Origin of the sequence: Streptomyces katrae, from assembly GCF_002028425.1 — a bacterium.
In the GTDB taxonomy this organism is placed as follows: domain Bacteria; phylum Actinomycetota; class Actinomycetes; order Streptomycetales; family Streptomycetaceae; genus Streptomyces; species Streptomyces katrae_A.
The window spans coordinates 5,412,800-5,433,108 of record NZ_CP020042.1; the positions used below are offsets into that span (position 1 = coordinate 5,412,800).

Genomic DNA, 20,309 nt, shown 5'->3' on the forward strand with positions numbered 1-20,309 from the left:
ATCAACAAGCCGTCCGGACAAGGGAATCGGGAGCCAGACATGACTGCCTACGCCATCGGCCACATACGTCCCGAGACGATGAACGAGGAGATCCTCCGCTACATCGAGACCATCCAGGCCACGATGGACCCCTTCGAGGGCCGCTTCCTCGTCCACGGCAACCCGGTCGAGGTCCTGGAGGGCTCCTTCCCCGGCGACCTCGTGATCATCGCCTTCCCGGACATCGAGCGCGCCCGCGCCTGGTACGCGTCCCCCGCCTACCAGGAGATCCTGCCCCTGCGCACCCGCCACATCAGCGCCGACATCCTCCTGGTCGAGGGCGTCCCGGCGGGCTACGACGCCACGAAGACGGCCGCGGCCCTCCGCGAGTCCGCCGGGCTCTGACGCCGCCCGCGCCGGCCGGCCCCGGGTGGCGGGGCCGGCGGCGGGCGCGGGGTGCGAGCATGGCCGTATGCCTACTCACCTGATCACCGGCGCCGGCTCCGGCATCGGCGCCGCAGTCGCCGCCCGCCTGCACGCCCGCGGCGACGACCTCGTCCTGCTCGCCCGTGACGCCGGCCGCGCCCGGCAGCTCGTCGAGCGCTACCCCGGCGCGCGGACCCTCGTCGGCGACCTCGCGGACCCCGACCGGCTGTCGTGGGCCTTCTCCAAGCAGCCGATGCCCGAGCGGATCGACTCCCTCCTGCACATCGCCGGGATCGTCGACCTCGGCCCCGTCGGCGAGCTGCGCCCCAAGACCTGGCACCAGCAGCTCAACGTCAACCTGATCGCCCCCGCCGAGGTCACCCGCCTGCTGCTGCCCACCCTGCGGGCCTCCAAGGCGACCGTCGTCTTCGTCAACTCCGGCGCCGGCCTGACCGCCCACGCCGACTGGAGCGCCTACGCGGCCTCCAAGCACGGCCTCAAGGCCCTCGCCGACTCCCTGCGCGGCGAGGAGAAGGCCAACGGCATCCGCGTCACCTCCGTCTACCCCGGCCGCACCGCCAGCCCCATGCAGGCCAAGGTCCACTCGCAGGAGGGCAAGGAGTACGACCCCGCCGACTGGATCGACCCCGAGTCGGTGGCCACCACCATCGTCATGGCCGTCGACCTGCCGCGCGACGCCGAGGTCAACGACCTGAGCGTCAGGCCCGGCCGATGACCGGGGGTGCCACCGGCGTCGGATCCCTGCCGGGCGGCGACGCCCGCGAGGCCGCCAAGACCGCCACGGGCTCCTTCGAGGACTTCCCGTACCTGCCCGAACTCCCCGCCCGCGGACCCGGCGCCGACATGATCGGCCGCTCCCTCGGGCTGCTCGTCGACCTCTACGCCCACGTCGAGCCCAGCGGCTGGCGGATCAGCGACCGCCCCGGCCGCGACACCCGGCGGGCCCGCTCCTGGCTCGGCGAAGACCTCGACGCGCTGGAGGAGTTCACCCAGGGCTACACCGGCAGGCTCAAGGTCCAGGCCGTCGGCCCGTGGACCCTGGCCGCCGCCCTCGAACTGCACGGCGGTGAGGCCGTCCTCCAGGACGCCGGAGCCTGCCGCGACCTGGCCGCCTCCCTCGCCGAGGGCCTGCGCGGCCACCTCGCCGATGTCCGCAAGCGCGTCCCCGGCGCCGAGATCGTGCTCCAGTACGACGAGCCCTCGCTCACCGCCGTGCTGAGCGGCCGGGTGCGCTCCGCCAGCGGCTACCGCACCTACCGGGCGGTGGACCGGCAGGTCGTCGAGAGCACCCTGCGCGACCTCTTCTCCGTCCACGACGGGGAGGTCGTCGTGCACTCCTGCGCGCCCGGCGTGCCCTTCGCCCTGCTGCGCCGGGCCGGCGCCGCGGCCGTCTCGTTCGATTTCTCCCTGCTCACCGAGCGCGAGGACGACGCCATCGGCGAGGCCGTCGAGGGCGGCATGAAACTCTTCGCCGGAGTGGTGCCGGGCACCGACGGCCCGTTGTCGGACCCGGGCGGTAGCGTCATGGGTGTCAGGAAGCTTTGGCGCAGGCTGGGGCTGGCCCCGGGGACTCTCGCCGAGTCCGTCACGGTCACCCCGTCGTGCGGCCTGGCGGGCGCCTCGCCCGCGTACGCCCGCGCGGCGCAGGCCCACTGCGTCAGGGCGGCGAGGTCACTCGCCGACAACCCTGAGTGACGGTCGAGGACGGGCCACGGGAGGACACGGCATGGCAGCCGAACAGCAGGACACGGCAGTACCGACGGCGGCGCGCGAGCAGCACCAGCTGCTCGCGGAGCAGGTCGAGGAGCACCGCTTCCGGTACTACGTGAACGACCAGCCGGTCGTCAGCGACGCCGAGTTCGACCAGCTGCTGCGCTCACTGGAGGCCCTGGAGGAGCAGTACCCCGAGCTGCGCACGCCCGACTCGCCCACCCAGAAGGTCGCCGGGGCGTACGAGACGGACTTCGCCTCGGTCGAGCACCGCGAGCGGATGCTCTCCCTCGACAACGCCTTCGACGACGAGGAGCTGTCCGCCTGGGCCGAGCGGGTCGCCAGGGACGTGAACACCCCGGACTACCACTACCTGTGCGAGCTCAAGGTGGACGGCCTCGCGGTCAACCTCACCTACGAGAACGGCCGCCTGACCCGCGCCGCCACCCGTGGCGACGGCCGCACGGGCGAGGACATCACGCCCAACGTCCGCACCATCGCCGAGATCCCGGACCGCCTCAAGGGGGACCGGATCCCGGCGCTCGTGGAGATCCGCGGCGAGGTGTACTTCCCGATGGAGAAGTTCGAGGAGCTCAACGCCCGCCTGGTGGAGGCCGAGGGCAAGCCCTTCGCCAACCCGCGCAACGCCGCGGCCGGGTCGCTGCGCCAGAAGGACCCCAAGGTCACCGCGACCCGTCCGCTCCACATGGTGGTGCACGGCATCGGCGCCCGCGAGGGCTTCGAGATCGAGCGCCAGTCGCAGGCGTACGAGCTGCTGCGCGAGTGGGGCCTGCCCACCGCCCGGCACAACGAGGTGGTGTCCTCCCTGGAGGAGGTGCGCGCGTTCATCGCCCGCTTCGGCGAGAACCGGCACTCCGTGGAGCACGAGATCGACGGGGTGGTCGTCAAGCTGGACGAGATCGCCCTCCAGGGCCGCCTCGGCTCCACGGCCCGCGCCCCGCGCTGGGCGATCGCCTGGAAGTACGCCCCGGAAGAGGTCAACACCAAGCTGATCGACATCAAGGTCGGCGTCGGCCGCACCGGGCGCGTCACCCCGTACGCGCAGGTCGAGCCCGTGACGGTGGCCGGCTCCGAGGTCGAGTTCGCGACGCTGCACAACCAGGAGGTCGTCAAGGCCAAGGGAGTCCTCATCGGGGACACCGTCGTGCTGCGCAAGGCGGGCGACGTCATCCCCGAGATCCTGGGCCCGGTGGTGGACCTGCGCGACGGCAGCGAGCGGGAGTTCGTGATGCCGGCCGAGTGCCCCGAGTGCGGGACGCCCCTGCGCCCGATGAAGGAGGGCGACATCGACGTCCGCTGCCCCAACGGGCAGAGCTGCCCTGCCCAGTTGCGCGAACGGCTGTTCTACCTGGCCGGGCGGCAGTCCCTGGACATCGAGAACTTCGGCATGGTGGCCGCCGCCGCCCTCACCGGCCCCCTGGAGCCGGCGCAGCCGCCGCTGCGCGACGAGGGCGACCTCTTCGACCTCACCATCGAGCAGCTGCTGCCCATCAAGGCGTACGTCCTCGACCAGGACAGCGGGCTGCCCAAGCGGGACCCGAAGACGGGCGAGGAGAAGATCGTCACGGTCTTCGCCAACCAGAAGGGCGAGCCGAAGAAGAACGCCCTGGCCATGCTGGAGAACATCGCCGCCGCCAAGCAGCGCCCGCTGGCCCGGATCATCAACGGCCTCTCCATCCGGCACGTCGGCCCGGTCGCCGCGGAGGCCCTGGCCCGCGAGTTCCGGTCGATCGACCGCATCGAACAGGCCACCGAGGAGGAGCTGACCGCGACCGAGGGCGTCGGCGCGATCATCGCCGCCTCCCTGAAGGAATGGTTCGCCGTCGACTGGCACCAGGAGATCCTCCGCAAGTGGCGGGCGGCCGGTGTGCGCATGGAGGAGGAAGGTTCCGGCGAGGAGGAGGGCCCGCGCCCGCTGGAGGGCCTGACCGTCGTCGTCACGGGCACCCTCCAGAGCCACACCCGTGACGGCGCCAAGGAGGCCCTGCAGAGCCGGGGCGCCAAGGTGACCGGCTCGGTGTCGAAGAAGACCTCCTTCGTCGTGGCCGGCGACAACCCCGGCTCGAAGTACGACAAGGCCGTCCAGCTGAAGCTCCCCATCCTCGACGACGCCGGTTTCGCCGTCCTGCTCGAACAGGGGCCCGACGCGGCCCGCGAGGCGGCGCTCCCGCTGGACGGCGCGGCCCAAGGGGAGTAAACACCGCGAACGGATGCGCGGCGGGCGGCCGTACGGGCGGGCGCACGCCCGGCGCGGCGCCCGGTGGTAAACGGCCGGTACACGGCTGGTCGAAGGCCGGTGAGCTGTCGGATCATCGGAGGGGTGACGGGGGGGTCCTGGTCCAAACTCACCCGTTCGGCGGATACCGTACTGATGAGGATGGCTGGGTCGCATTCGGGCAACCACCGCCGACTGCTGCCCCTGGGAGCCTCTCCCGTCCTACTGTTGTGGGGTGCGCCTGTCGTGCGCGGCTGCCTGAGGTGCCTTCCAGCCGTGAGGGCATGACATCGGGGCCATCGCGCGACATCGGCATCGCCGGCTGTGAGAGGGACGGGCATGAAACCCACCGAAAGCGCCGACCCGTCACCTGAATTCGGCGGGGAACACCCGTCCTTGCGGGCGGCCCGGCTCGGTGTCCTGGGTGCCAGGACACCGCAGACCCGTCCCCTGGACAGCGGAGCGGGGCAGCAGCGGCGCACCGTGCTGCCCGCGGCCGTCGTGGGCGTCGCCGCCGTGGTGCTCGCGGGCGGGATCGCCGCCGCGCTGACCGCCCGTCAGGCGCTGTTCCCGGGCGGCCCGGTCGGCTGGGCGCTGGCCCTGCTCACCGGCATCATCGTCGGCCACCTCGTCGCCCTCGGCCGGGACCGCTGGTGGGGCGGTACGGGCTCGGGCGCCGCCCTCACCCTCGGCGTGCTCATCCTCTACGGCTGGGTCCCCGCCGGACTGGTCTCGCTGGCGGTGGTCTCCCTCGTCGGGGCCGCGCGCCGGCACCGCTGGCGGCAAGGGCTGCTGCACGGCTGCGTCGACATCCTCGGCATCGGCGCCGGCGCCCTCGTCCTGGCGGCCTTCGGGGACGCGCCCAGCGTGGAGTCGCCGTGGCTGCCCACCACCTGGGACCTGGCCGCCGCGCCCGAGGTGGCCCTGGTGGCCGTCGCCTACCTCCTCGTCACCCGGGTCCTGCTGTGGTTCGCGCTCACCCCGCCCGGCGGCGGTCTGCCCACGGTGGCCCGCACCGCCCTCCTGCGCCAGGCCCTGGTGGCGGCCGCCCTGCTCGGCATCGCCCCGCTGATCTGCGTGGTCGCCAGCACCCAGCCCGTGCTGCTGCCGCTGTTCGCCGTACCGCTCATCGCCCTCGACTCCACGCTGTGGATCGCCCGGGCCCGCGCCGAGGAGCAGCTGCGCGACCCGCTGACCGGGCTGCCGAACCGGCAGTGGCTGCTGGAGCGGACCTGGACCGCGCTGGACGAGGCTGAACGTTTGGGCACCCGGTCAGCTCTTGTGCTGATCGACCTGGACCGCTTCCGCGCCGTCAACGACACCCTCGGCCACCTCGCCGGCGACCGGCTCCTCCTCCAGATCGCCGCCCGCCTGCGCCAGGCCCTCCCGCAGGATGCGGAGGCGGCCCGACTCGGCGGCGACGAGTTCGCGGTCCTCCTGCCCACCACCGACTCCACCACCAGCGCCCAGCGGGTCGCCCGCCACCTGGTCGCCGAGCTCAGCTCCCCGCTGGACCTGGACGGGCTGACCCTCGTCCTGGAGGCCAGCGCGGGCCTCGCCGTCTTCCCCGAGCACGCCCTGGACGCGGAAGGCCTGCTGCGCCGGGCCGACGTCGCCATGTACCAGGCCAAGCGGGACCGCACGGGCGTGGAGGTCTACGAGTCCAAACGCGACAGCAACACGCCCGACCGCCTCGGGCTCCTGGGCGACCTGCGCCGCGCCCTGGACGCGGGCGAGGTGGAACTCCACTACCAGCCCAAGGTCCGCTTCGACGGCCAGGTGGCCGGCCTCGAAGCCCTGGTCCGCTGGGTCCACCCGGAACGCGGCCGGGTCCCTCCCGACGAGTTCATCGCCATCGCCGAGACCTCCGGCCTGATGCCGCACCTGACCGAGTACGTCCTGGAGACCGCCCTGGCCCAGGTCGCCCGCTGGCGCGCCCAGGGCCTGAAGGTCCCGGTCGCGGTCAACGTCTCCCCGCGCGACGTCCACACCCCCGGCTTCGCGGGCGCCGTGGCGGCCCGCCTGGCCCGCCACGGGGTGCCGGCGAGCGGCCTCCAGCTGGAGATAACGGAACACGTCCTGCTGGAGGACCCGCAGCGCGCGGCCGACACCATGGCGGGCCTCACGGGCCACGGCGTCAAGATGTCGCTGGACGACTTCGGCACGGGCTACTCCTCCCTCGTCCACCTGCGCCGCCTCCCGGTGAGCGAGCTGAAGATCGACCGCTCGTTCGTGGCCCGGCTGGCGGTCGACGCCCAGGACGCGGAGATCGTCCGCTGCACGGTCGACCTGGCCCACTCCCTGGGCCTCCTGGTCGTCGCGGAGGGCGTCGAGGACGACGAGACGTGGGAACGCCTGCGGGACCTGGGCTGCGACGCGGTCCAGGGCTGGCTGGTGGCCGCCGCGATGCCGCCCCAGGAGGCCACGGCCTGGCTCCTGGCCCGGGGCGAACGCGGCTGGCGCCGCCCGGCGGACATCACGGCGGAACTCGCCGCCGCAGCCGACACCCCGGCCCCGTGACGTCGCCGCTGCGCGGGGCTGTCTATAGCCTCGCCGGCGTTTGAGGCGCGGGGTCTGGGGCGGAGCCCCAGGAAACGGAGAAAGGGCCGGGCGGGGAGACGGCTCCGCGCAGCGGCACGCCCCCCGTGCCCCGGCCCACCGGCAAACCGTTTACCAGGTCCAGGGCCGGGCCCCATAGGATTGGGTCCGAAACCACACACTCACCACCCCCAGAGGATCGCTGCATGCCTGGCATCACGCGCGAGGAGGTCGCCCACCTCGCTCGGCTGGCGCGTCTGGAGCTGAAGAGCGAAGAGCTCGACCACTTCGCCGGACAGCTCGACGACATCATCGGCGCGGTCGCCCGCGTTTCCGAGGTCGCCGACCAAGACGTCCCGCCGACCTCCCACCCGCTCCCGCTGACGAACGTCATGCGTGCGGACGAGGTCCGTCCCTCGCTCACCCCCGAGCAGGCGCTTTCCGGCGCTCCCGCCCAGGAGCAGCAGCGTTTCAAGGTGCCGCAGATCCTGGGGGAGGACTAATCACCATGGCTGACACCCACATCATCAAGCTGACGGCCGCCGAGACCGCCGAGAAGATCGCCTCCGGCGAGCTGACGGCCGTCGAGGTCACCGAGGCCCACCTCGCCCGTATCGACGCGACCGACGAGAAGGTCCACGCCTTCCTCCACGTCGACCGCGAGGGCGCCCTCGCGCAGGCCCGTGCCGTGGACGCCAAGCGCGCCGCGGGCGAGAAGCTCGGCCCGCTGGCCGGCGTCCCGCTCGCCCTCAAGGACATCTTCACCACGGTCGGCGTCCCGACCACCGTCGGTTCGAAGATCCTCGAAGGCTGGATCCCGCCCTACGACGCCACCCTGACGCGCAAGCTCAAGGAAGCCGACGTCGTCATCCTCGGCAAGACCAACATGGACGAGTTCGCCATGGGGTCCTCCACCGAGAACAGCGCGTACGGCCCGACCGGCAACCCGTGGGACCTCACCAAGATCCCCGGCGGCTCCGGCGGCGGCTCCGCGGCCGCCCTGGCCGCCTTCCAGGCCCCACTCGCCATCGGCACGGACACCGGCGGCTCCATCCGCCAGCCCGCCGCCGTCACCGGCACCGTCGGCGTGAAGCCCACCTACGGCGGCGTCTCCCGCTACGGCATGGTGGCCTTCTCCTCCTCCCTGGACCAGGGCGGCCCGTGCGCCCGTACGGTCCTGGACGCGGCCCTCCTCCACGAGGTCATCGCCGGCCACGACCCGCTCGACTCCACCTCCATCGACGCCCCGGTCCCGCCGGTCGTCGAGGCCGCCCGCAACGGCTCCGTCGCCGGCATGCGCGTCGGCGTGGTCAAGCAGTTCCGCGGCGAGGGCTACCAGGCCGGCGTCGTGCAGCGCTTCGACGAGTCGGTCGAGCTCCTCAAGGAGCTCGGCGCCGAGATCGTCGAGCTGGACTGCCCGTCCTTCGACCTCGCCATGGCCGCGTACTACCTGATCGCGCCGTCCGAGTGCTCCTCCAACCTGGCCCGCTTCGACGCCATGCGCTACGGCCTGCGCGTCGGCGACGACGGTACGAGGTCCGCCGAGGACGTCACCGCCCTGACCCGCGAAGCCGGCTTCGGCGACGAGGTCAAGCGCCGCATCATCCTCGGCACGTACGCGCTCAGCTCCGGCTACTACGACGCGTACTACGGCTCCGCCCAGAAGGTCCGCACGCTCATCTCGAAGGACTTCGAGAAGTCCTTCGAGCAGGTCGACGTGATCGTCTCCCCGACGACCCCGACCACCGCCTTCGCCATCGGTGAGCGCACCGACGACCCGCTGGCGATGTACCTCGCGGACCTGTGCACCATCCCGACCAACCTGGCCGGCAACTCCGCCATGTCGCTGCCCTGCGGCCTGGCACCGGAGGACGGCCTGCCGGTGGGTCTGCAGATCATCGCCCCGGCGATGAAGGACGACCGTCTCTACAAGGTCGGCGCGGCCGTCGAGGCCGCCTTCGTCGAGCGCTGGGGCCACCCGCTGCTTGAGGAGGCTCCGTCGCTGTGAGTTCCAGTGCACTGTCCAAGGCCAAGGGCTTCAAGAAGTCGAAGGCCGGGACCTACCTGTCGATGGGCACCACCGCCTTCGGTGCCTTCAGCGTGATCAAGCAGGCCCGCAAGGCCCGCACCGAGCACGACACGCTGCAGCTCGTCGACGCCGTCGTGTCCGCCGCCGCCATCGTCACCGGCCTCGCGATCCTGTACCGCGAGCTGAAGCGCCTGGGCGACGACGACGTCCTGCTGGGCTGAGAGGGAAAGTTTCACCGTGACCACCTTCACCGAACTGCTGTCGTACGAGGACGCCCTCGCGTCGTACGACCCCGTCATGGGCCTTGAGGTCCATGTCGAGCTCGGCACCAAGACCAAGATGTTCTGCGGCTGCTCCACCGAGCTGGGCGCCGAGCCCAACTCGCAGACCTGCCCCACCTGCCTCGGTCTCCCCGGCTCGCTCCCGGTCGTCAACGCGATCGGCGTCGAGTCCGCCGTCAAGATCGGTCTCGCGCTGAACTGCGAGATCGCCGAGTGGTGCCGCTTCGCCCGGAAGAACTACTTCTATCCGGACATGCCGAAGAACTTCCAGACCTCCCAGTACGACGAGCCGATCGCCTTCAACGGCTACCTGGACGTCCAGCTGGAGGACGGCGAGGTCTTCCGCGTGGAGATCGAGCGCGCCCACATGGAGGAGGACACCGGCAAGTCGCTGCACGTCGGCGGCGCCACCGGCCGTATCCACGGCGCGTCCCACTCCCTGCTGGACTACAACCGCGCCGGCATCCCCCTCATCGAGATCGTCACCAAGCCGATCGAGGGCGCCGGCGAGCGGGCCCCCGAGGTCGCCAAGGCGTACGTGGCGGAGCTCCGCGAGGTCATCAAGGCGCTCGGCGTCTCCGAGGCCCGCATGGACAAGGGCCAGATGCGCTGCGACGTCAACCTGTCGCTGCGCCCGAACGGGACGAAGGAATTCGGCACCCGTTCGGAGACGAAGAACGTCAACTCGCTGCGCTCCGTCGAGCGCGCGGCCCGCTTCGAGATCCAGCGCCACGCGGCGGTGCTCTCGTCGGGCGGCTCCATCGTGCAGGAGACCCGGCACTTCCACGAGGAGGACGGCTCCACCACGGCCGGCCGCATCAAGGACAACGCCGAGGACTACCGGTACTTCCCGGAGCCCGACCTGGTCCCCGTCGCCCCGGCCCGCGCCTGGGTCGAGGAGCTGCGCGCCGCCCTCCCGGAGATGCCGCGCGTGCGCCGCAACCGCCTCCGCGAGGAGTGGGGCGTGAGCGAGCACGACATGCAGTCCATCCTCAACGCGGGCGCGGTGGACTCCATCGTCGCCACGATCGAGGAGGGCGCCGACTCGGCCGCCGCCCGCAAGTGGTGGATGGGCGAGCTGGCCCGCAACGCCAACGAGCAGGGCGTCTCGGTCGACGAGCTGCCGATCACCCCGGCCCAGGTGGCCCGTGTCGCGGCCCTGGTCGCGGCCGGCGACCTGAACGACAAGCTGGCCCGCCAGGTCATCGAGGGCGTCCTCGCCGGCGAGGGCACCCCGGACGAGGTCGTCGAGAAGCGCGGCCTGAAGGTCGTCTCGGACGAGGGCGCGCTGGGCGCGGCCGTGGACGAGGCCATCGCGGGCAACGCGGCCATCGCCGACAAGATCCGCGGCGGCAAGATCGCCGCCGTCGGCGCCCTGGTCGGCGCGGTCATGAAGACCACCCGCGGCCAGGCCGACGCGGCCCGAGTCAAGGAGCTCATCCTGGAGAAGCTCGGCGTCTCCGAGTAGTTCAGGACGACTGTGAGGCGGCGGCCCGTACCGATCGACCCGATCGGCACGGGCCGCCCCCGTTTGCGCGGAGGGGGATGCGGGTGGAGATCGGGGCGATGGTCATCGCCGTCGTGGGCGTGGCGGGGACGCTGGGCGGGGCGCTGCTCACGCAGCGGGGAGCCGAGCGGGCGAAGCGGCGGGAGATAGAACTCGTGCGGGCGCACGAGGAGGTACGGGAGAACCTGGCGCTGCGGCGCGCCTGCTACACGGCCCTCAACCGGGACTCCCGGCAGTTCACCACCGCGCTCAACCGCCACCTGCACGCGATGCGGGAGCGCGGCATCGAGGACGCGGACCGGGAGGCGCTCGACGCGGCGAAGGCCGCGCACCGGGACACGTACTCGGAGGCGCAGATGATCGCCCCGGACTCCGTCCTCGGCCCCGCTACCGCCGTCAACCACGCCCTGAACCTGGTCTACGGGCAGGTCAAACGCCTGGAGCGGGACGCCCCCGAGGAGGGCGAGACCATGGAGACGGTCTCCCGGGCCCAGCAGGCGATCTGGGACCTGCTCCGGGAGATGCGCGCGGCCATGCGCGCGGACCTCGGGGTGTCGTCCGGCTGAGCGGGCGGGCTCAGCGGGTGGCGCTGCCGACGAAGGCCGCCCAGGTGGTGGGCGCCACCGTCAGGACGGGGCCGTCGGTGACCTTGGAGTCACGGATGTGCACGGCGGCGGGGTGGGCGGCCACCTCGACGCATGCGCCGCCCGCATCGCCGCTGTAGCTCGACTTCCGCCAATGGCAGGCGACTTCGACGCATGCGCCCCCCGCGTCACTGCTGTAGCTCGACTTGAACCAGACCAGTTGGTGCGTCATGACTCTCCTAGCAGATCGTCCAGCAGGCTCTTGCTCTGCTCGATGGAGAGCGCCTGCGAACGCAGCATCCCATACTTGAGATGGAGGAGATGGACCTCGTCCGGGTCGTCCTGGAGGAAGCTGACGTGCTGCCCTTCCAGGTAGCCGAGTTGGTCGTGGTCGGGGGTCTCCAGGAGGATCATGGGGCCGTTGAGGCCCGCGTGGGTCTCGCGGTCGGTGCGCATGATCTGGATGGTCACGAAGGGGAGTTCGGCCATCTCGCGCAGGTGGCGCAGCTGTCCGCGCAGGACCTCCCGGCCGCCGATCGGCCGCTCCAGCACGGACTGTTCGATGATGAAGTGCATGACCGGCGGCTGTGGTGTGCGGTGGAAGAGGCTCTGCCGGGCGATCCGGTCTTCGGTCGACTGGGCGATCTGGTCGGCGGGCATGGGCGGATAGAAGTTCGAGAAGACCGCCTCCGCGTATTGTGGAGTCTGGAGCAGGCCGGGGACGGCCGCGTTCTCGTACCAGAGCAGACTCAGCGCCTCCGCCTCGTGTTCCATGTACTCCCGTGCGAACGCCGGATATCGCTCCCGGCGCGGGATCGCCGCCGCTGACTTGAACAGGGCCCCGTTCGCGTCGAGGTGGGTCTCCAGGACCTGGGCCATCTTCACGGACAGGGGTCGACGGCCCTGTTCCACCGAGGCGATGGATTCGACGTCGCAGTGGGCCTGTTCGGCCAGTGCGGCCTGGGTCAGTCCGGCGAGCTTGCGCTGATGGGCCAGCAGGACGCCGACGACCTTCCAAGAGCCGTTGCGCTGGGGCCTGTTGCGTTGGGGCATGCCGGACACTTTCCCCTCTTGCGGTGCCTCTGACTCGCGAACCGCACGTACACCACCCGTACAGAATCCTTGTACGGGTTATTTCTGTAGCGATCGATAGGGAATCTGTGTATCGTTCAATCTGCAACGACCGCTACAGAAATGCAGAGGATCCGCCATGTCCGTCATCACCACCGCCCCCTACGCCCGCACCGTCCGCAAGGAGAGCGGCGGTCCCGGTCTGCTGCTGGCCCACGGTGGGGGCGGCGCCGTCGAGAGCAACTTCGGGGCGATCCTCGACGAGCTCGCCGCCGGGCACAGCGTCGTCGCCGTCGACTACCCCGGCGCCGGGAACACCCCGGTGGCCGAGGGGCCGCTCCGGCTGGACGAGCTCGCCGACCAGTTGGTCGCCGCCGCCGACGCCGAGGGGCTGGAGACCTTCGCGGTGCTCGGGTACTCCCTCGGGGGGAACGTGGCGCTCAGGGTCGCCGCCCGCTACCCCGAGCGGGTCACGGCGCTGGTGCTCACCGCCAGCTTCGTCCGCGCGGGGAACCGGCTGAAGCAGGTCGCCGACCTGTGGTCGGGGCTGGCCGCGCGGGGTGAGAACGAGATGCTGGCCCGGCTGATGGTGCCGCTGGCGCTCAACCCGGCGGTGTTTGAGGGGCTGAGCCCGGAGGAGGCCGAGGAGGTGGTGCGGGCGACCGCCGCTTCCGTGCCGGCCGGCACGGTGGGGCAGGTCGACCTGGTCAAGGGGGCCGATCTGCGGGCGGAGGCCGCGGGGGTCTCCGTGCCGGCCCTGGTGATCGCGACCACCGAGGACCGGCTCGTACCCCTGGAGCTCCAGCGCGAGCTGGCCGAGGCCGTGCCGGGCGCCCGGTACGCGGAACTGCCCACCGGGCACCTCCCCTTCGCCGAGCGCCCGGCGGAATGGGCCGCGCTGATCACGGAGTTCCTCAGTGAGCTGCGGGCCGGCTGAGGAAGGCCAGGCGGGCGGGCTTGGCCGGGAGGTAGACCTCGGGGAGGTCGATCTCCGGGAGTTCCACCTCCGGGCCGAGCTCGAAGCCCGTGCGTTCCAGCAGGGCGATGGCCTTCGCGTTGCGGGCGTCGGGTTCGCCGACGATCCGCAGCGCGCCGCCGTCCGTGAACAGGTAGGTGAGGAAGGCCTCCATGAGGGCCCCCGTGAAGCCGCGCCGGGCCGATCCCCGGGTGGGGGCGAGCAGCAGGTGCACGCCGACGTCCCCCGGGCGGACCTCGTAGCACTCGCCGACCCGGTCCTCGGCGCAGTCGTACGTCTGGAAGAGGGCGACCGGCTCCCCGTCGAGGGCGACCATGAACGCGTGGTGGGTGGTGCGGCGGTCCACGTCCTCGTAGATCTCCTGCACCAGCTCGCGGCTCGCTTCGCCCATGCCCCAGAAGCGTGCGCGCTCCTCGGTGACCCAGCTGTGGATCAGCGCGGCGTCGGCGGCGGGGTCGACCGGGGCGAAGGAGACCGTGCCGAAGCCCTCGACGCGGTGGGTGTAGACCGGGGTGCGGGTCATGAGGGTTCCTTGGTGAGGCGGGTCCAGTCGGTGACGACCGGGACGAGTTCGCAGCGCGCCCAGAGCGGGAGCTGGTCGCGGTGGTGGGGGGAGCCGGTGACGCCGTCGGCCCCGAGCGGGACGGCCCAGAGGCTGTTCTCCCGGTCGGCCAGGTCCCAGACGTAGCGGGCCGCCGAGGCGCGGGCCACGGTGTCGGTGACGCCGGGGACGGAGGAGGTGGCGTTCACGCAGTCGTGGTCCCCGCCCAGGCCGGGCCATTCGGCCTCCGGGTCCGGTACGGCCTGCCAGGGGGTCAGGCGGTGGGCGACCGACCAGGGGGCCTCGGGCGCGTCGGCCGCCGCCGTCTCCTCCAGGGCGGCGCGGACGTGCGCCGCGCGGTCCAGGCCGGGCAGGAGGGGCGTGGTGAGGAGGCCCTCCAGGGCGTAGCCGACCCGGGGGAGCAGGTACAGCCAGGGGTGGAACACCTCGGGGCCCGTGGGGGCGCCCGCCAGGGCCGCGAAGGCCGGGTCGGCCGCGAGACGGCGTACGACGGCCGTGCGGAAGGCCGCGAAGACGGCGGCGTCGGTGCTGTCGGCCTCCATGTGCCGGTCCCAGGCCAGCAGCCGGTCACGGAGTCCGGCCGCGGCGGGGGAGAGGGTGCCGAGGCCCGGCAGCAGGGCGAGCAGCGGTTCGGCGGAGGCCAGGTAGGTGTCGCGGTGGACCTCGGCCATGGCCTGGGGGGACCAGTTGGCGGACCCGCCGAGCAGGGCCCGGATCCGGTCGGCGCGGTGCGGGGGAGCGAACTCCACGCCGAGGGGGGAGGCGATCCCGCGCGCGTTCGCCATCACCGCGAAGCCCTGCACCGGCTCGGCGGGGGTCTCGGCCCAGCCCCGCCAGGCGTGCCGGGCCTCCCAGGCGGGCACCGGGCGCAGGCGGTTGGCGGCCTCGCGCAGCGGGACGGCGCCCGCGACCCGGTGCAGCAGGCCGCCCTGGGTGTCGGCGGCGTGCACCACGTTGACGGGCTCGGCCCAGCCGTCGAGGGCGCGGTCCACGTCGGCGACGGTGCGGGCGCGCAGCAGGGCGGGCAGGGCGGCGAAGCCGAGGTCGGCGCGGACGCGGGGCGGGTAGCGCAGGGAGAGGGTGGCGGAGTCGTCGTTGACGATCACCGGGCCGCGGGCGGTCTCCAGGACCTCCACCTCGACGTCCTCGGCGCCGGCCACCGTGATGGTCTCGGTGTGGCGGGCGACGGGCTCCCACTCGCCGCCGGGGCCCAGCGCCTCGACGCCGTAGGCCGCCGGGCGCAGCCGCTCGGTGTAGAGGTCCTGGTAGTCGGCCATGGCGTTGGTGATGGCCCAGGCGACGGAACCGGCATGGCCGAAGTGGGCCAGGCCCGGGACGCCGGGGACGGCCAGGCCGAGGACGTCGTACTCCGGGCAGGCGAGGCGGATCTGCTGGTAGACGCCCGGGTCCTCGATGAACCGGTGCGGGTCGCCCGCGATGATCGCGGCGCCGGTGGCGGTGCGGTCGCCCGGGACCAGCCAGCCGTTGCTCCCGGCGGTGCCCGGGCCGTCGGTGGCGAAGAGGGTGGCGGCCCCGTCGCCCAGGGCGCGGGCGACGCGGTCGCGCCAGAGCTTGGTGGCGAAGCCCGCGAACAGGATGTGGGTGCCGATCCAGACCGAGAGCGGGACCCACGGCTCCCAGGGGGCCGGGGTGTGGCCGGCGGCGGCGAAGCGGTCGTCGCGGGCCGCGCCCTCGGCCAGGCCCGCGTTGACCCCGTCGACGTAGGCGGCGACCCAGGCGGCGGTGTCCGGGTCCAGGGACTCGAAGCACCGGCGGGCCGTGTCGTCGAGGCGGGCCTGGCGGGCGAAGCGGTCCCAGGGCACGCAGTCGGCCCCGAGGAACGAGGCGCTGGAGCCCTGCGCGCGGTGCCGCTCCACCTCCAGCTGCCAGGCCCGGTCGCGGGCGGTGATCCGGCCCTGGGCGTAGGAGAGGCGGAGCGGGTCGGACGCGAGCAGGTGCGGGACGCCCCAGCTGTCGCGGTAGACCTCGTAGGCCTCGGTGGTCACGGCGCTCACGCTCTTCCCCCAGTGTCTTAGGTTAGGCTGGCCTAACTATAAGGGGGTCCGGGGGAGGAGCGGCCGCCAGGTCCGGTCAGGCGCCGACGGTGCCGTCGATCGCCTCCCGGAGGAAGTCGGCGTGACCGTTGTGGCGGGCGTATTCGTGGATCATGTGCAGCATCACCAGGCGCAGCGAGGCCTCCTCCTCCCACTTCGGCACGTACGCCGTCACGTCCAGCGAGTCGGCGGCCGCCTCCACCGCGCGCGCGTGCGCCACCTCCGCCTCCCAGGCGGCGAAGGCCTCGGCGCGGGTCGCGCCGGAGGCGTCGTAGGCGGCCTGGAAGTCACGGCTGTCCGACCACAGGTGGGGGACCTCCGTGTCACCGCCGATCGTGCGGCGGAACCACTGGCGCTCCACCTCCGCCATGTGCCGGACCAGGCCCAGCAGGGAGAGGGAGGAGGGAGGGGAGGCCTGGCGCCGCAGCTCCTCGTCGGTGAGTCCGTCGCACTTCCAGGCGAGGGTGGCGCGGTGGTAGTCGAGGAAGGCGCGGAGGGTCTCGCGTTCGTCCCCGGTCAGGGGCGGGCCGATGCGTTCCGTGATGTCCATGGGCGCGATCTTGCCGTGTCCGCGGCCGCCCGGGAAGCGGATTCGCGGCCGGGGGGCGGCGGGCCGCCGGCGAACCCCTCCGCTCCGGCGGCCGCCGTACGCCTCCTCAGCCCTGCCAGATGTAGGGCACGGTGACGCCCAGCACCCCGAAGCCCAGCCGCTCCAGGATCGGCCGGCTGTCGTCCATGGCATCGACCTGGAGGTACGGGATCCCCCGCTCGGCCGCGATCCGGGCGCGGTGCGCCACGAGCAGGCGGTAGATGCCCCGGCCCCGCCACTCGGGGTCCGTGCCGCCGCCCCACAGGCCGGCGAAGGCACTGCCCGCCCGGAACTCCATCCGGGCCGAACTGACGGGGACCTCCCCGGCCATCGCCACCACGACCTCGATCGAGCCCGGGTCCTCGCGCAGCTGGGCGAGCACGCCCTCCCTGAGCCGGGGCCGCTCGACCCCGAAGGCCCGGTCGTGCGCCTGCGCCATCAGGTCCACGCCCGCCTCGTCCGTCACCCGCAGCAGGCTGATCCCCTCCGGCGGCTCCACCGGCAGGCCGGCCAGGTCGGCCGTCCGGCCCACCATCAGCGTCTCCGGCGGCTCCGGGACGAAGCCCGCCGCGCGCAGCCGGTCGCCCAGGTCGGCCGGGCGGTCGTGCGTGTACAGCTTCCACTCGAACCCCGGCCCGCCCTGCTCCGGCCCGCGCGCGCCGAAGTGCGCCACCTGCGCCGCGATCTCCGCGTCCGCCGTGTCCTCGTCGAGGTCCGACCACAGCACCCCGCTCCAGCCGGGGACGCTGGCGCGCACGACCCGGCCCACCCGCTCCACGCCCGGGTCCTGCGCGCCGCGCCGCACCTCGGCGTCGTACTGGTCGCGCACCTTGAGGAGTTCATCAAGATCCATCGTCATGCGGGCAGCTGATCAGCTGGTCCTCCGCCCCCGCAAGTGCAATAACCTCGCCTGGTGCACGACGACCACACCATCTACACCGGCAAGGCCACCCCCGACGCCGCCGCCGACCGGGGCTGGCTCCTGGGCCACTTCAAAGCGCCGGGCGACCCCCGCCACAGCGAGGACGTCGAGATCAAATGGGGCGTCCACCCCAAGGGCGAGTCGCGCGAACGCTGGGTCACCGGCGAGCGGCGCACCGCCCTCCAGGTACTCATCAGCGGCCGCTTCCGGCTGGAGTTCCCCGGCCGCACCGTCGTCCTCGCCGAACAGGGCGACTACGTGGTCTGGGGCCGCGGCGTCGACCACTCCTGGTACGCGGAGGAGGACACCGTCGTCCTGACCGTCCGCTGGCCTTCCGTCCCGGGCTACCGGGCCGACGCGCCCACCGACGGCCAGGCCTGTGACGATGCACACGAAAACGGCCAACGATCACGAAACGCTGCGATCGTGTCGAACGAGGTGTAAACCCACACACCCTGGCCGCCCACGGCGGCCGCACCTTTCACAAGTTCACGACTCACCAGTCCATGACTTCACGAGTTCAAGCGTTCTTTGCGTCGGGCCGACTCCCGCTGAAGATCCGAACCACCAGGGAGCACGTCCGTTGGCAGCAATCGCACGGTGGTGCATGCGGCACCGGCTGGTCACCGTCCTGATCTGGCTGCTCGCCCTCGGCGGGACCGCCGCCGCGGCAACGGCCACCGGAACGGCGTTCTCCAACGACTACGAGGTCCCCGGCACGGAGTCGGACAAGGCCAACGCCCTCCTGCGCGACGGCTTCCACGGCCAGGGCGGCGACACCGACACCATCGTCTGGCGGACCCCGGACCACCAGACGGCACGGACCCCCGACGTCGAACGGCGGATGACCCGGGCCCTGGACACCATCGCCGCCCTCCCCGGCATCGGCTCCGTCGCCAGCCCCTATGGAACGGGCCCCGCCGGCGCCGCCCAGATCAGCCCCGACGGCCGCACCGCCTACGCCGTGGTCACCTTCGACCAGCAGGCCGACTCCGTGCCCAAGGCCCAGGCCAGGGCCGTGGCCGACGCGGCGAAGAACCCCGCCACCGAGGCCGGCGGCCTCCAGGTCGAACTCGGCGGCCGCGCCATCGGCCTGACCGAAGCCCCCAGCCCCCACCTCGCCGAGGTCGTCGGCGTGGCCATCGCCGCCCTCGTCCTTTTCCTCGCCTTCGGCTCCCTCGCCGCCAGCCTGCTGCCCATCGCCACCGCCCTGGTCAGCGTCGGCAGCGCCTATTTCGGCATCACCCTCCTCGGGCACGCCATGGCCGTCGCCGACTTCGCCCCGATGCTCGGCACCCTCGTCGGCCTCGGGGTCGGCATCGACTACGCCCTCTTCATCGTCACCCGGCACCGCAAGGGCCTGGCCCGCGGCCTCGACGTCGGCGAAGCCGCCGAGAACGCCGTCGCCACCACCGGCCGGGCCGTCGTCTTCGCCGGAGCCACCGTCTGCATCGCCCTGCTCGGCATGCTGGTGCTGCGCCTGGGCTTCCTCAACGGCGTCGCGATCGCCGCCTGCCTCACGGTGGTCCTCACCGTGGCGGCCTCCGTCACCCTGCTCCCCGCCCTCCTGTCGTACATCGGCATGCGGGCCCTGTCCCGCCGCGAACGCCGCAGGCTCGCCGCCGAAGGCCCCCGGCCCGAGGCCCCCACCGGCTTCGCGGCCCGCTGGTCGGCCTTCGTCGAACGCCACCCCAAACTCCTCGGCCTGGTCGCCGCCCTCGTCATGGCGGTCCTCGCCCTGCCCACCCTCTCCCTCCACCTCGGCACCTCCGACCAGGGCAACAACCCGGCCTCCTCCACCACCCGCAAGGCCTACGACCTGCTGGCCGAAGGCTTCGGCCCCGGCGTGAACGGCCCGCTCGCGGTCGTCGCCCGGCTCGACGGCGCCGGCGACCGCGTCGCCGTCCAGCGGCTCGCCGACGCCCTGCGCACCACCCACGGCGTGGCCTCCACGGGCCCGGCCGTCTTCAACCGCAGCGGGGACACCGCCGTCCTGACCGTCGTCCCCGACTCCGCCCCGCAGTCCCGGGCCACGAGCACACTGGTCGACCGGCTCCGCGAGGACGTCATCCCGCGCGCCGCACACGGCAGCTCCATGAAGGCCCACGTCGGCGGGGTCACCGCCGGCTACGACGACTTCGCCGAAGTGATCGTCGGCAAGCTGCCGCTCTTCGTCGGCGTGGTCATCGCCCTCGGCTGCCTGCTCCTGCTGCTGGCCTTCCGCTCCCTCGGCATCCCGCTCAAGGCGGCCGCCATGAACGTCGCCGCCGTGGCCTCCTCCTTCGGCGTCGTCGTCGTGGTCTTCCAGTGGGGCTGGGGGAGCGAGCTGCTGGGCCTGGGGAGCGCCGGTCCCATCGAGCCCTTCCTGCCGGTGATCATGGTGTCGGTGCTCTTCGGGCTCTCCATGGACTACCAGGTCTTCCTCGTCAGCCGGATGTACGAGGAGTGGCTGGAGACCGGCGACAACCGCAGGGCCGTCCGCGTGGGCCTCGCCGAGACCAGCCGCGTGATCAACTCGGCGGCCGTCATCATGATCTCCGTGTTCCTGGCCTTCGTGCTCAGCGGGGACCGGATCATCGCCATGTTCGGCATCGCGCTCGCCGCCGCCGTCGCCCTCGACGCCTTCGTCCTGCGCACCCTGCTCGTCCCCGCGCTCATGCACATGCTCGGCGGGGCGAACTGGTGGCTCCCCGCCTGGCTGGAGCGCCGGCTGCCCAGGATCAGCATCGAACCCCCGGAGTGCGGCCCCCGTGCGACACTTCCGGCGCAGCGGCCGGACGCGGACCACGCGACCACGGCCGGACTCACCCGCTGACCCCTCACG

Annotated in this window: 19 protein-coding genes; 13 read left to right on the forward strand and 6 right to left on the reverse strand. The window is 72.6% G+C overall.

Annotation, left to right across the window (positions count from 1 at the left end; all coding sequences use genetic code 11):
• The first annotated feature begins 39 nt into the window (after nt 1-39).
• The 10 genes from B4U46_RS24865 (at nt 40) to B4U46_RS24910 (ending at nt 11,293) form a co-directional block, all read left to right on the forward strand.
• A complete protein-coding gene (locus B4U46_RS24865) occupies nt 40-384 on the forward strand; it encodes a DUF1330 domain-containing protein (protein WP_079429899.1) in 345 nt (114 codons plus the stop codon).
• Between the two features lie 67 nt (nt 385-451).
• Complete coding sequence (locus B4U46_RS24870) at nt 452-1,141, forward strand: SDR family oxidoreductase (protein WP_079429900.1); 690 nt, start codon at nt 452-454, stop codon at nt 1,139-1,141.
• On the forward strand, nt 1,138-2,121 hold the full coding sequence (locus tag B4U46_RS24875) for a methionine synthase (protein ID WP_079429901.1): 984 nt from the start codon (nt 1,138-1,140) through the stop codon (nt 2,119-2,121). Before B4U46_RS24870 ends, B4U46_RS24875 begins: the two co-directional genes overlap by 4 nt.
• A gap of 31 nt (nt 2,122-2,152) precedes the next feature.
• Entirely contained in the window at nt 2,153-4,354 is a 2,202-nt protein-coding gene (gene ligA / locus B4U46_RS24880; protein ID WP_079429902.1) for an NAD-dependent DNA ligase LigA, read from the forward strand.
• Between the two features lie 357 nt (nt 4,355-4,711).
• On the forward strand, nt 4,712-6,892 hold the full coding sequence (locus B4U46_RS24885; protein ID WP_237293119.1) for a putative bifunctional diguanylate cyclase/phosphodiesterase: 2,181 nt from the start codon (nt 4,712-4,714) through the stop codon (nt 6,890-6,892).
• Nucleotides 6,893-7,116: 224 nt separating this feature from the next.
• Nucleotides 7,117-7,413 (forward strand): Asp-tRNA(Asn)/Glu-tRNA(Gln) amidotransferase subunit GatC, encoded by a 297-nt coding sequence (gene gatC / locus B4U46_RS24890; protein ID WP_007266718.1) that lies wholly within the window; start codon nt 7,117-7,119, stop codon nt 7,411-7,413.
• Between the two features lie 5 nt (nt 7,414-7,418).
• Entirely contained in the window at nt 7,419-8,918 is a 1,500-nt protein-coding gene (gene gatA, locus B4U46_RS24895; protein WP_079429903.1) for an Asp-tRNA(Asn)/Glu-tRNA(Gln) amidotransferase subunit GatA, read from the forward strand.
• Nucleotides 8,919-8,980: 62 nt separating this feature from the next.
• Nucleotides 8,981-9,160, forward strand: coding sequence for a hypothetical protein (locus B4U46_RS24900; RefSeq protein WP_237293363.1), 180 nt, complete (start codon nt 8,981-8,983; stop codon nt 9,158-9,160).
• A gap of 16 nt (nt 9,161-9,176) precedes the next feature.
• Nucleotides 9,177-10,688 (forward strand): Asp-tRNA(Asn)/Glu-tRNA(Gln) amidotransferase subunit GatB, encoded by a 1,512-nt coding sequence (gene gatB, locus B4U46_RS24905; protein ID WP_079429905.1) that lies wholly within the window; start codon nt 9,177-9,179, stop codon nt 10,686-10,688.
• 83 nt (nt 10,689-10,771) lie between these two features.
• A complete protein-coding gene (locus B4U46_RS24910; protein WP_420543167.1) occupies nt 10,772-11,293 on the forward strand; it encodes a hypothetical protein in 522 nt (173 codons plus the stop codon).
• Nucleotides 11,294-11,303: 10 nt separating this feature from the next.
• Here the strand turns inward: B4U46_RS24910 and B4U46_RS24915 are convergent, their stop codons facing one another.
• Both B4U46_RS24915 and B4U46_RS24920 read right to left on the reverse strand, forming a co-directional pair.
• On the reverse strand, nt 11,304-11,543 hold the full coding sequence (locus tag B4U46_RS24915) for a DUF397 domain-containing protein (protein WP_079429906.1): 240 nt from the start codon (nt 11,541-11,543) through the stop codon (nt 11,304-11,306).
• Complete coding sequence (locus B4U46_RS24920) at nt 11,540-12,364, reverse strand: helix-turn-helix domain-containing protein (RefSeq protein WP_079429907.1); 825 nt, start codon at nt 12,362-12,364, stop codon at nt 11,540-11,542. Before B4U46_RS24920 ends, B4U46_RS24915 begins: the two co-directional genes overlap by 4 nt.
• Before the next feature lie 157 nt (nt 12,365-12,521).
• On the opposite strand from B4U46_RS24920, the gene B4U46_RS24925 reads away from it, so the two are divergent.
• A complete protein-coding gene (locus B4U46_RS24925; protein WP_079429908.1) occupies nt 12,522-13,319 on the forward strand; it encodes an alpha/beta fold hydrolase in 798 nt (265 codons plus the stop codon).
• On the opposite strand, the gene B4U46_RS24930 is transcribed toward B4U46_RS24925, so the two are convergent.
• The 4 genes from B4U46_RS24930 to B4U46_RS24945 all read right to left on the reverse strand — a co-directional run bounded on the left by B4U46_RS24930 (nt 13,297) and on the right by B4U46_RS24945 (nt 17,416).
• Nucleotides 13,297-13,881 carry a GNAT family N-acetyltransferase gene (locus B4U46_RS24930; RefSeq protein ID WP_079429909.1) on the reverse strand — a complete coding sequence of 195 codons (585 nt, stop codon included), beginning with the start codon at nt 13,879-13,881 and terminating at the stop codon, nt 13,297-13,299. The two genes, B4U46_RS24925 and B4U46_RS24930, sit on opposite strands and share 23 nt — an antisense overlap.
• Nucleotides 13,878-15,935, reverse strand: a complete 2,058-nt coding sequence (locus B4U46_RS24935) for a penicillin acylase family protein (protein WP_420543168.1) — start codon at nt 15,933-15,935, stop codon at nt 13,878-13,880. The genes B4U46_RS24930 and B4U46_RS24935 overlap by 4 nt, the downstream gene beginning before the upstream one ends.
• 76 nt (nt 15,936-16,011) lie before the next feature.
• Complete coding sequence (locus B4U46_RS24940; protein ID WP_079429910.1) at nt 16,012-16,524, reverse strand: DinB family protein; 513 nt, start codon at nt 16,522-16,524, stop codon at nt 16,012-16,014.
• Nucleotides 16,525-16,630: 106 nt separating this feature from the next.
• Nucleotides 16,631-17,416 carry a GNAT family N-acetyltransferase gene (locus tag B4U46_RS24945; protein ID WP_079431968.1) on the reverse strand — a complete coding sequence of 262 codons (786 nt, stop codon included), beginning with the start codon at nt 17,414-17,416 and terminating at the stop codon, nt 16,631-16,633.
• A 60-nt stretch (nt 17,417-17,476) separates the two neighbouring features.
• Here B4U46_RS24945 and B4U46_RS24950 point away from each other — a divergent pair, with 60 nt between their 5' ends.
• Together B4U46_RS24950 and B4U46_RS24955 are read left to right on the forward strand one after the other, a co-directional pair.
• Complete coding sequence (locus B4U46_RS24950; protein WP_079429911.1) at nt 17,477-17,929, forward strand: signal peptidase I; 453 nt, start codon at nt 17,477-17,479, stop codon at nt 17,927-17,929.
• A 139-nt stretch (nt 17,930-18,068) separates the two neighbouring features.
• Nucleotides 18,069-20,300 (forward strand): MMPL family transporter, encoded by a 2,232-nt coding sequence (locus B4U46_RS24955; protein WP_079429912.1) that lies wholly within the window; start codon nt 18,069-18,071, stop codon nt 20,298-20,300.
• Nucleotides 20,301-20,309 lie beyond the last annotated feature (9 nt).

Bases quoted from the DNA above. Each gene is read 5' to 3' on its own strand.
- B4U46_RS24900 (WP_237293363.1), top strand. From the start codon at position 8,981: ATGGGCACCACCGCCTTCGGTGCCTTCAGCGTGATCAAGCAGGCCCGC.
- B4U46_RS24870 (WP_079429900.1), top strand. From the start codon at position 452: ATGCCTACTCACCTGATCACCGGCGCCGGCTCCGGCATCGGCGCCGCA.
- B4U46_RS24865 (WP_079429899.1), top strand. From the start codon at position 40: ATGACTGCCTACGCCATCGGCCACATACGTCCCGAGACGATGAACGAG.
- B4U46_RS24915 (WP_079429906.1), bottom strand. From the start codon at position 11,543: ATGACGCACCAACTGGTCTGGTTCAAGTCGAGCTACAGCAGTGACGCG.
- B4U46_RS24940 (WP_079429910.1), bottom strand. From the start codon at position 16,524: ATGGACATCACGGAACGCATCGGCCCGCCCCTGACCGGGGACGAACGC.
- B4U46_RS24930 (WP_079429909.1), bottom strand. From the start codon at position 13,881: ATGACCCGCACCCCGGTCTACACCCACCGCGTCGAGGGCTTCGGCACG.
- gatC (WP_007266718.1), top strand. From the start codon at position 7,117: ATGCCTGGCATCACGCGCGAGGAGGTCGCCCACCTCGCTCGGCTGGCG.
- B4U46_RS24920 (WP_079429907.1), bottom strand. From the start codon at position 12,364: ATGCCCCAACGCAACAGGCCCCAGCGCAACGGCTCTTGGAAGGTCGTC.
- B4U46_RS24925 (WP_079429908.1), top strand. From the start codon at position 12,522: ATGTCCGTCATCACCACCGCCCCCTACGCCCGCACCGTCCGCAAGGAG.
- B4U46_RS24945 (WP_079431968.1), bottom strand. From the start codon at position 17,416: ATGGATCTTGATGAACTCCTCAAGGTGCGCGACCAGTACGACGCCGAG.
- gatA (WP_079429903.1), top strand. From the start codon at position 7,419: ATGGCTGACACCCACATCATCAAGCTGACGGCCGCCGAGACCGCCGAG.
- ligA (WP_079429902.1), top strand. From the start codon at position 2,153: ATGGCAGCCGAACAGCAGGACACGGCAGTACCGACGGCGGCGCGCGAG.
- B4U46_RS24885 (WP_237293119.1), top strand. From the start codon at position 4,712: ATGAAACCCACCGAAAGCGCCGACCCGTCACCTGAATTCGGCGGGGAA.
- B4U46_RS24875 (WP_079429901.1), top strand. From the start codon at position 1,138: ATGACCGGGGGTGCCACCGGCGTCGGATCCCTGCCGGGCGGCGACGCC.